We start from the raw sequence: 8,901 nt of genomic DNA, 5'->3' as shown, positions 1-8,901 counted from the left end.
CGCGCCTTCCGGGCAGCGCCCTCGCGCTAGAGCAGGCTTGCTTTCCGGGCGGCGGTCAGCACCAGACGCCCTCGGGGGTTCAAGCTCGCCCGGTAGCGAACACCCTCGGCGTCCACCAGCACCAGCTCATTGCCTTCGCTGGCGACCTGGAGTTCGACGCCGAGTTCAGCGGAGAGATCGGCGCGGCTGGCCTCCAGCGCGGCCCGCATGGCGCTGCGCCGCTGCGCTTCGTAGAGGTCCATGTCGTATTCGACAAAATCCCCCGGCTCAGTTCCAGATGGCCGCACAAGACAAACAATGTCACAAGCGATCGGGCCGCTACGGCAGGAAAGGTGCACGCCAGTAGCGTGAGAACGTGAGCCTGTGGCTGGCCGTGCCGCTCTCGCTGGTGTTCATCTACATCGTGTACCGGCTCGGCCTGCGAATGATGGCCACGTTCTCGAGGCCGATTCCCCCGCCGCCCCCGCCGGGGGAGCTGCGACGGGTGCGCCTTACCTACCGGTGCAGCCTGTGCGGTACCGAGATGCGCATGACACGCGCCCCGGTACAACACCCGGAGCCGCCTCAGCAGGATGCCCACCAAAACGATGCCCAAGCCGACCGCAATCCATGCGCTCGCCGGGCTGCCCGGCAGCCAGCTCATGTAGTTCGCCACGATCACCGCCGTGCCGACTCCGAGCAGCGCCACGATCAGCCAGCCGAACCACGAAGCGCTCTGGGGGGCGTCGCTGCCGGTGCTGTGCTGCTGGGCTGGCGCGTTCTGCGGTCGTGTGCCTTTGGGCGTGATGCGGCTGGTCTTGCGGGGCCGTGCCATGACGGGTCAACCTAACCGTTGCCGTTGGCGTCTTCGCCGTTGGCTTCTGCTGCGGTGGCTTCGCCGATGACGATGGTGACGGTGTCGTAGTTGATCCTGATGTCGGTGCCTGGAGGCGGATCCAGGGAGATGACCTGTCCGTCGGCGGGATCGCCCGCGGCTACCGATTGCGTGCGCCGCTCAACCGTGAAGCCCAGCTCTGTCAACGTCGCTTCGACTCCGTCGGGATCGAATGTCTCCAATGCCTGCAGGCTCGGGATGGCCAACACCGCTGGCGGTTTGAACATGTGGAGGACCACTTCGGATCCGGCGATGAGCACTGTTCCGGGCTCAGGACTGATGTCGCGAACGACGTTCGTGTTGACGTCGAGATTGGAGACCTCACGCGCTGTGCGCTTCACGGTGAAACCGAGCGCCAGCAGCTGGGCTTCGATGCGGTCGGCGAGCGTGGTGCCGAAGTCTTCCAGTGCTGGCACCACCAGCTCTTCTGGACCGTCAGAGACAATCAGCGTGATGACGCTGCCCCGCTCCACCGGCTCGGCGGCTTCGGGACTGCTGCGGATCACCGTTCCCACGCTGAATTCGGTGGAGAACTCACGCTCCACCCGGTCGACGAGTCCGAGGCGGGCCAGCGTGACCCTGGCATCGTCGATCGTCTGGCCGGCCAGGCGTGGCACCTCGACTTCACCCCGGCCGGCGGACACCGTCAGCGTCACGATCGTGCCTGCTGGACGCTGCTCGGTGCTCGGGATGCTCTGCTCGGTCACCAATCCGATCGCCAAGTTGTCGTTGCGCACGTCGATGCGTTCCACGCTGAAGCCTGCGGCGACCAGCATCGCCTCTGCCTCTTGGTAGGTCCGTCCGACCACGTTGGGCAGCAGGATCAGGGTGCGCGGCGCGGCTACGAACAGGGTGATCGGATTGTCGGGATCGTTCGGCTCGGCGAGCAGCAGCCCGGCGCGTGGATTCTGCTGGAACACGACATTCTCGTCGACGTCGTCGCGTTCGGAGAATTCGATGCTGACGTGCTCGAAGCCCACGTCGGCGAGTTCGCGTTCGGCTTCGGTGAAATGCAGGCCCACCACGCCGGGCACCCGCAGCCGCACATCGGAGGTGCTCTCGGGCTCGGTCACCACGCCCGGCTCGCCGCGGTCGTTGACCAGCAGGAACACCAGCCCTGCAATCACCAGCAGCAAGATGACCAGCAGCGTGATCCACATCGGCGTGCGGTCCGGTGGCTCGACGGCGCCGGGCGGCGGACCTTGCGGGTACTGCGGCGGGTACTGCACTCCGCCGTACGGGGGCGCCGGCGGCGCCGGAGGAGTTTGTTGGTATGCGGGCGGCGAAGGCGCGGCGACCGGCTCGGCAGGGGGTGTACGCGGCGTGCTCTCGGGCGCGGCGGCTGTCACAGCCGGGAAATAGGCGGTGACGTCGGTTGCTGCGGCATGAGTCGGCTGACCTGCCCGGAACCGCAGCAGATCGTTGCGCAGCTCGGCGGCTGAGCCGTAGCGCGCGGCGCGGTCCTTCGCCAGCCCGCGCAGGCAGATGGCCTCGAGTTCGTGGGGAACGTCGGCGTTGTAGCGCGACGGCGGGACTGGCGCTTCCTGGACGTGCTTGTAGGCGATAGCGACGGGACTGTCCCCGGTGAATGGCGGCCCCGCGGTCAGCACCTCGTAGAGCACGACGGACAGCGAGTACACATCGCTGCGCGGATCCGCTTCCAGTCCCTGAGCCTGTTCGGGCGACAGGTACGTAGCCGTGCCCATGACAGATCCGGTGCGTGTCAGGTCGTCGGTCTCGCCGCCGAGCGCTCGTGCGATGCCGAAGTCGGCCACCTTGACCTGGCCGGACTGGGTGATCATGACGTTGCCGGGCTTGATGTCGCGGTGCACCACGCCGTTGCTGTGAGCGAATGCGAGCGCAGCGGCAATGTCGATGGCGATATCTGCAGCCCGGTCGGGGTGCAGCGGGCCGTCGCTGCGGATCACCTCCGCGAGGCTTCGGCCCTCCACGTACTCCATCACGATGTAGTAAGTGCCTTCGTGGTTGCCCCAGTCGTACACGCCGACCACGTTCGGCTGGCTCAGGTTCGCGGCGGCTTGAGCCTCACGCCTGAACCGCTCGACGAATGACGAGTCGGTCGCGAACTCGGGGAACAGGACCTTGACGGCGACGGGCCGGTCGAGCAGGCGGTCGCGACCCAGGAATACCTCGGACATTCCGCCTCGCGCGATGCGGCTGAACAGCTCGTAGCGACCGCCGAAGATTGGGTTGTCGGTGTCTGCCATGAGCGGTGGGCAATTGCTGCCAGATCGGGCCGTCGGACCGGCGGGGTGACTGCGAAGTATTCGGGCTACGGGAGGTCGGATTCGGGGACCGCCCGCAGCGCAAGGGCGGCTTCCGCTGCGGTCGCAGCGATCATCGTTGCCAAGGTACCGCCGCCTCGTCCATTGCCGATGTCAAGGGTGGCGTCGGGTTCGATCAGCACCGCCACGGCGACAGTGGGCGCATCTGCCGGGGCCAGCAGCACCGCCCAGCTCCCGGTTCGGGTGTCGGTGTCGGACGGATCGCCCAGCCGGCCGGCCGCGATCGCTGCAGGAAGCGCGACACCCTCTGTGGGGGCGAGGCTGATCGCGGCCTGCTGCGCCGCTGCGGTCATGCGAGCCAGCAGTCCGGCCGTGCCGGCAGTCTCGAAGAGGCGTCCGGCATCGCGTGGAGCGCTCTCGACCGACGTGTCGGGAGCTGACGGCTCGCCCTCGGTCGAGCGGCTGTCGACGCGGTGCACGACGTGGGGACGCATCCGCATCCCCTCGTTGGCGATCGACGCGGCCGCCACTGCCAACTGCAGCGGCGTCAACCGCACCGGTGCGTCATCGCCGCTGCCGTCCGGCTCAGCCCCGTCCGGCTCGCCGGGCAGATCGATGCCGGTCGAACCCGGCTTCCGGCGCGCACCCTCAAGAAACTCGGCTCCCGCCGTGCCGAATGATTCGTCGGCGGTCAGTGCGTAGTGGCGCTGGTAGGCGCGCGCCACCGGAAGCCGGGCACCGGCTCGAACGGCACCGGGCGCCGGTGACACCAGCGCGTCGGGATCGAAGCTGGGGCGCGACCACATTGCGATGACAGCACCAGTCGCCGGGTCGATGACGACGACTGCGCCGTCACGGTCGCCCAGCGCGGCACGCGCGGTGAGCTGCACGCCGTGGTTCAGGGTCAGGACAACATCACCCACTCGACCGCTGTCGGTGAACAGGTCGGCCAACTCCTGCACGGCAATGCCAGTCGCTGTGCCCGACAGCTCGCTGTCGTAGCTGCGCTCGATGCCGCTGGCTCCGGCCGTAGGCCCCAGGTAGCCCACGGTGTGCGCGTACAGCGGGCCGTGCGGGTACGCACGGAGCAGCCGCCGACCGGTGTCGTCGTGTCCGATGGGGAGCGCGAGGACCTCGCCGTCAGCGCTGATGATCGCACCGCGTGGGTTGCCGACGGCCGCCGCCGCAGCACGCGTGTTGAGCTCGTGATTGCGGAGACCTTCGGCGGAGACGAAGCCCAGATTGGTGAGCTGCACCAGCAGGACCGCGAAGCCGGCGGCAAGCGCGACGGTCAACCGGATGATGCGCCCCCTCACGGCGCGCCCTGCGACAGTTGCTGAGACTCGACTCGGGCGGCATCGCTGGCGTCGGAGATGGCGAGCAACAGCCCGACGGCGATGCCGTTGCCGACCATCGCCAGGTGCCCGTGGGCCACGAACGGCAGAGCTCCCACGGTGTGCGGCAGCAACCGCAGCACACCGGCGATGGTGAACAGTGCCTGCAGCCCGATGACTGACGTTGCAGCGGCTGCCAGCAGTCGATGGGTTCCCAGCGCCCGCTGGGCGATGCCCGCGCCGGCCCCGACCAGCAGTGTGAATGCGACGAGCAGCGCTGCGCCGCCCAGAACGCCGAGCTCTTCGGCAATGACGGCAAAGATGAAATCGCTGTGCGGTTCGTGCAGGTGCTGCGGCGCGCCGAGTCCAAGGCCCACCCCGCTGATGCCGCCGGCGCTGATCGCGAAGGCCGCATCGACCACAGTCGCGCCCTCGGCACCGGTCCAGGGGTTCAGCCAGTAATGCACTTGTGCGGACAACCGGTCGTACACGGTGGCGAGCACAGCGACGCCGACGGCGTAGGTGACGATGACCCCGCTGAGTGCCCTTGCACGTGTTGCTCGCGGAACGGGCGGCACGTCACTGCCGACGGGATCGTCTCCGTCGAGCCACAGCGGCAGCCAAGCTGCCGCGAACACGATCACAGACGAGGCGAGGTCGGTGCCGATGATGAGCAGCGCCCACGCGCCGACCGCCGCGGCGCTTGCACCCGCGGCATGGCGATGTGGAATGAAGCGCGGCCCGAGCCAGCGCGGGGCGGTTGCCGTGAGTCCGCAGGCAGCGATGACCACGACGATCTTGGCGAGACCGTAGGGCTGGACGCTCAGCAGTGACCCGAGATGCAGCCACTGGCGTGGCGGCTCGTACGCGCCGGCTGAGAGATCGGCCCCACTGGAGATGCTCCCCGCGGCAAGCAGCGCGGCAGCGACGAAACCGCACACGCCAGGTCGACCCAAGATCCAGTCGAGCCGTCGGGCGGCGACCAGGGTTCCGGTGATGGCCGCAAATCCCAGCAGCACGGCGACTGCCTGCTCCGATGCCAGCGAGGCATCGACCCGCGCGACGAAGACCCAGCCGACGCCCATGAGCAACCCGATGATCCCGAAGAGGATCTCGTTGCTGTTCGGCGCCCACCGCCTGATGGCGACGCGAGCTGCCGCGCCGCCGGCCAAGACGGCGGCCAGCCAACCGGCGGTACCCCAGAGCGACTCGGTGCCGCCCGTCCTGCCGGCACCGCCCCAGACCGGGTTCTGCTCCATGCCCAGCGCGGCGACAGCGAACGTCGTGCAGATCACCACGCCGGCCATTGCGGCGAGCGCTGCCTCGGTACGGCGTCGGACCCGCAGCGGAGGCCTCAGCGTGAGCGGGGACGCCGCCAGCCGCGCCGTCTCGGCGTTCGCTGGGTGCTGCCGTCGGGCTGCAGACCGTCGGCTTGCGTCGAGGTCGGCTCGTGTGCGACCCCTTCGATGTCAACGTCGACCACCAGAGCTGTGGAGTTGTCGCGGCCCCCGCGGTCATTGGCCTGCCGGACGAGGGCGCGTGCCACGTCTGAGGGATGCTCATCGATGTCGAGCAGCTCGGAGATGTCGGACTCGTCCAATTCATTGGTGACGCCGTCGGTGCAGAGCAGGAAGCGATCGTTGCCGGTGAGTTCGAGGATCCAGTCGTCAACCACGACGTCCGGCTCAACGCCGATGGCTCGAGTCAGCGTGTTGCGCCGGGGATGGTCGGCGGCCTGCTCGACGGTGAGGTCGCCGGCCCGGATCATCTCGGCCACGAAGTTGTGGTCGATCGTGAGCTGGGTGAGCTCGCCTCCTTGGTAGCGGTAAACGCGGGAATCGCCGACGTTGACCAGGCACCACACTCGGTTGTCGTCTTGCTGCACCACGGCGATGGCACACAGCGTGGTGCCCATGCCTGACAGGTCGGCATGGGCGGTGGACCGGTGATGCACCACCTGGTTGGCATGGCGAACCGCCGCCAGCAGTTCAGCCGGTGTCGAGGGGGAGTTCGCGGCGACAGTCTTCACAGCGAGACTTGAGGCAACGCTGCCGCCGAGATGGCCGCCCATGCCGTCAGCCACCACGAACAGGCCGATGTCTGCGTACATGGCGTCTTGGTTCTCGGCACGGCGCAGACCCCGATCCGACGCTCCGCCCCAGCGAATGCGCATCTGGCGGGCGGGAGCAGTCATGACCCTGCAGTCTCGCGGCTGAGCGGTGCTGCGGCACCGTACGCGCCGGTCATGTGCCGACCTCGAAAACGGTGGAGCCGACCTGCACGAAATCGCCGATGCGTACAGCCGTCGCGTTGTCGACCTTCTGGCGATTCAGGTATGTGCCGTTCGTCGAGCCCAGATCCTCCAGCAGGTGCTGGCTGCCGTCGCGGTAGAGACGGGCATGAGCCTGTGACGAGTAGCTGTCGTCGATGATCACGTCGCACTCGGCACCGCGCCCGATGACCAGCGCGTCAGCCAGCAGGTGACGTTCTCCCTGGGCGCTCAGCGGCGAGCGGACGACGAGCGCAATCGGCTGCGGGGCCGTGTTGCCGTTGGCCGGCCCGTTGCCTCGCAGCGTGCGCAACGACCTCCAGCCGAGGTGATTGCGAGGTGCTGCGACACCGGCCCACACGGCGCGCATCACGCGGAAGAAGAACAGGTACAGCAACACGAGCACGCACAGCGCGAGCAGCCGCACCAACTGCTCGGACATCAGTCCAGCTCCAGCCGCAGCTCGTGGGTGCCGATGGTGACGACATCGCCGGGCGTCAGGCGCTCGCTGGTGATCTCGACGCCGTTCAGCAGCGTGCCGTTCACGCTGGCGAGGTCCACCAGCAACAGGCCGTCTGCGCCGGCGCTGATCTGCGCGTGCCGTCGTGAGACCTTCGGCCCGTCGAGCACGATGTCGCAGTCGTCACGCCGCCCGATGATCGTCGAAGAACCCAGTTCGTGGCACTGTCCGTCGCTGCCGACCAGGCTGGCGCCACCCACGGCGGCCCAGTGTAGGAGCGGAGGTTCGCAGGCTAGTCTGTTCGCCCCACGCGCGAGTGGCGGAATTGGCAGACGCGCAGGCTTCAGGTGCCTGTGCCCGCAAGGGTGTGAGGGTTCAAGTCCCTCCTCGCGCACTGCACCGGCAGGGGCAGCGCAGGCGGCGGTTTACGCAGCGCGCCGGATCTTGTCGGCGTTCTTGAGGGCCTCGCGAGCAGAGAGTGTGCTCATGCGGTCGCGGTTGCGGGCCACGTAGTTCTCGACGGTCGGCAGGTCGGTCCATGCGAGCGAGCGCAGCGCCCACCCGATGCCCTTGCGGATGAAGAAGTCGGTGTGGGACAGGTTGGGCTCGATGCAATCGAAGAGCAGGTCGAGATCGGTCTCGTCTTTTCTGTTGATCTGGCAGATGATCGACGACCTGCGCTTCCACATGTCGCTGTCGCCGCTCCATGAGCGCATGTGGTCGGACATGTCGCCGGGGTATGCCTCGAGCAGCTCACGCAAGCGGTGCGTGGCGATGTCGTCGACGTAATCCCACCAGGCACCGGTCACGACGAACTCTTCGAACATCGGCAGCGTGTCGAGCGTGCGGAAAGGTCGGCATCTCGACGCGCCGGCAATGTCGAGAGCAACGTAGCGCTCCTCGCGGAACTCGGCGTTGCGCCAGAGCTCGAAAACGGTGTTCTGCCAGCTCGTCTTGTCGTCGAACAGCTCTGTGCGCAGGAGTGCGCTGAGGAGCTTGCGGCGGGCCGGCTTCTGTACGCCGCGATAGGGCATCTCCGACTTCATGTAGGCGCGCATGCCCTCGGCTTTGTCGGGGTTGGCATGCTCGGCGAGCGCGCGTCGGACGTCGGTGACGAGCTGAGTGTTCGTCATGATCAGGGCTGCCCGCCCGTGGTCCTTGTGTGACGGTGCATGCCGCGGCTACAGCGCGCCTTCGTGCTGAAGCAGCTGGGTCTTGAGGTCGAGTCCGCCGCCGAATCCAGTGAGCGAGCCATCGGCGCCGATGACCCGGTGGCAGGGGAGCACGATCGGCACCGGGTTGCGCCCGTTGGCTTGGCCGATGGCTCGCACAGCCCTGGGCCTGCCGACGAGAGCGGCTTGCTCGCCGTAGCTGCGGGTGCTGCCGTAGGGGATGTCGCCGAGTGCCCGCCAGGCTGCCTCCTGAAACGGTGTGCCGCGCAGGTCGAGCGGCACGTCGAAGCTGGTGCGGTCGCCGTCGAAGTACTCGCTGAGCTCATGCGCTGCTTGGCGCAGGATCGGATGTTCGGGGTCTTCGACCATGTCGTCGGGCAGCTTGACGGACGTCTCGTCACCGCGCCATGACACGACACGCAGCCCCGCGTCGGTCGCCACGAGGCCCAATGGCCCGATGGGGCTGTCGACGGTCGTATGCCAGTGGGTGTCAGTGCTCATGTTGGCTCCTGGGTCGGTCTCCGAAAAGGGGACTTGTCGTGTGGA

The 8,901-nt window shown here is 67.8% G+C and carries 10 protein-coding genes and 1 tRNA gene; 2 read left to right on the top strand and 9 right to left on the bottom strand.

Features of this window, described 5'->3' with window-relative positions; translation table 11 throughout:
- Positions 1–26 precede the first annotated feature (26 nt).
- The gene (locus VI480_RS00490) at positions 27–242 is read right to left on the bottom strand and encodes a hypothetical protein (protein WP_323670846.1); all 216 of its coding nucleotides are present in this window, start codon (positions 240–242) and stop codon (positions 27–29) included.
- Between the two features lie 113 nt (positions 243–355).
- On the opposite strand from VI480_RS00490, the gene VI480_RS00485 reads away from it, so the two are divergent.
- Positions 356–829: a hypothetical protein gene (locus tag VI480_RS00485; protein ID WP_323670845.1), complete on the top strand. Its 474-nt coding sequence runs from the start codon at positions 356–358 to the stop codon at positions 827–829.
- Here the strand turns inward: VI480_RS00485 and pknB are convergent.
- The 6 genes from pknB to VI480_RS00455 all read right to left on the bottom strand — a co-directional run bounded on the left by pknB (position 826) and on the right by VI480_RS00455 (position 7,443).
- Positions 826–3,102 (bottom strand): Stk1 family PASTA domain-containing Ser/Thr kinase, encoded by a 2,277-nt coding sequence (pknB, locus tag VI480_RS00480; protein ID WP_323670844.1) that lies wholly within the window; start codon positions 3,100–3,102, stop codon positions 826–828. The two genes, VI480_RS00485 and pknB, sit on opposite strands and share 4 nt — an antisense overlap.
- Before the next feature lie 65 nt (positions 3,103–3,167).
- On the bottom strand, positions 3,168–4,436 hold the full coding sequence (locus VI480_RS00475; protein WP_323670843.1) for a penicillin-binding transpeptidase domain-containing protein: 1,269 nt from the start codon (positions 4,434–4,436) through the stop codon (positions 3,168–3,170).
- On the bottom strand, positions 4,433–5,761 hold the full coding sequence (locus tag VI480_RS00470; protein WP_323670842.1) for an FtsW/RodA/SpoVE family cell cycle protein: 1,329 nt from the start codon (positions 5,759–5,761) through the stop codon (positions 4,433–4,435). Before VI480_RS00470 ends, VI480_RS00475 begins: the two co-directional genes overlap by 4 nt.
- A 47-nt stretch (positions 5,762–5,808) precedes the next feature.
- Complete coding sequence (locus VI480_RS00465) at positions 5,809–6,648, bottom strand: PP2C family serine/threonine-protein phosphatase (RefSeq protein ID WP_323670841.1); 840 nt, start codon at positions 6,646–6,648, stop codon at positions 5,809–5,811.
- 49 nt (positions 6,649–6,697) lie between these two features.
- On the bottom strand, positions 6,698–7,165 hold the full coding sequence (locus tag VI480_RS00460; RefSeq protein WP_323670840.1) for an FHA domain-containing protein: 468 nt from the start codon (positions 7,163–7,165) through the stop codon (positions 6,698–6,700).
- On the bottom strand, positions 7,165–7,443 hold the full coding sequence (locus VI480_RS00455; RefSeq protein WP_323670839.1) for an FHA domain-containing protein: 279 nt from the start codon (positions 7,441–7,443) through the stop codon (positions 7,165–7,167). Before VI480_RS00455 ends, VI480_RS00460 begins: the two co-directional genes overlap by 1 nt.
- Before the next feature lie 50 nt (positions 7,444–7,493).
- On the opposite strand from VI480_RS00455, the gene VI480_RS00450 reads away from it, so the two are divergent.
- Positions 7,494–7,577: transfer RNA gene (locus tag VI480_RS00450), tRNA-Leu, on the top strand.
- A 31-nt stretch (positions 7,578–7,608) separates the two neighbouring features.
- Here VI480_RS00450 and VI480_RS00445 read toward each other — a convergent pair.
- Both VI480_RS00445 and VI480_RS00440 read right to left on the bottom strand, forming a co-directional pair.
- Positions 7,609–8,316, bottom strand: coding sequence for a DNA alkylation repair protein (locus VI480_RS00445; RefSeq protein WP_323670838.1), 708 nt, complete (start codon positions 8,314–8,316; stop codon positions 7,609–7,611).
- 48 nt (positions 8,317–8,364) lie between these two features.
- Positions 8,365–8,856 carry a methylated-DNA--[protein]-cysteine S-methyltransferase gene (locus tag VI480_RS00440; RefSeq protein ID WP_323670837.1) on the bottom strand — a complete coding sequence of 164 codons (492 nt, stop codon included), beginning with the start codon at positions 8,854–8,856 and terminating at the stop codon, positions 8,365–8,367.
- Between the last annotated feature and the right edge of the window lie 45 nt (positions 8,857–8,901).

The sequence above is a fragment of the Candidatus Poriferisodalis multihospitum genome (genome assembly GCF_028283155.1).
Lineage (GTDB): Bacteria > Actinomycetota > Acidimicrobiia > Acidimicrobiales > Poriferisodalaceae > Poriferisodalis > Poriferisodalis multihospitum.
Note: the sequence above shows the minus strand (reverse complement) of the source record. Positions and strands in the feature narration are given on the sequence as shown.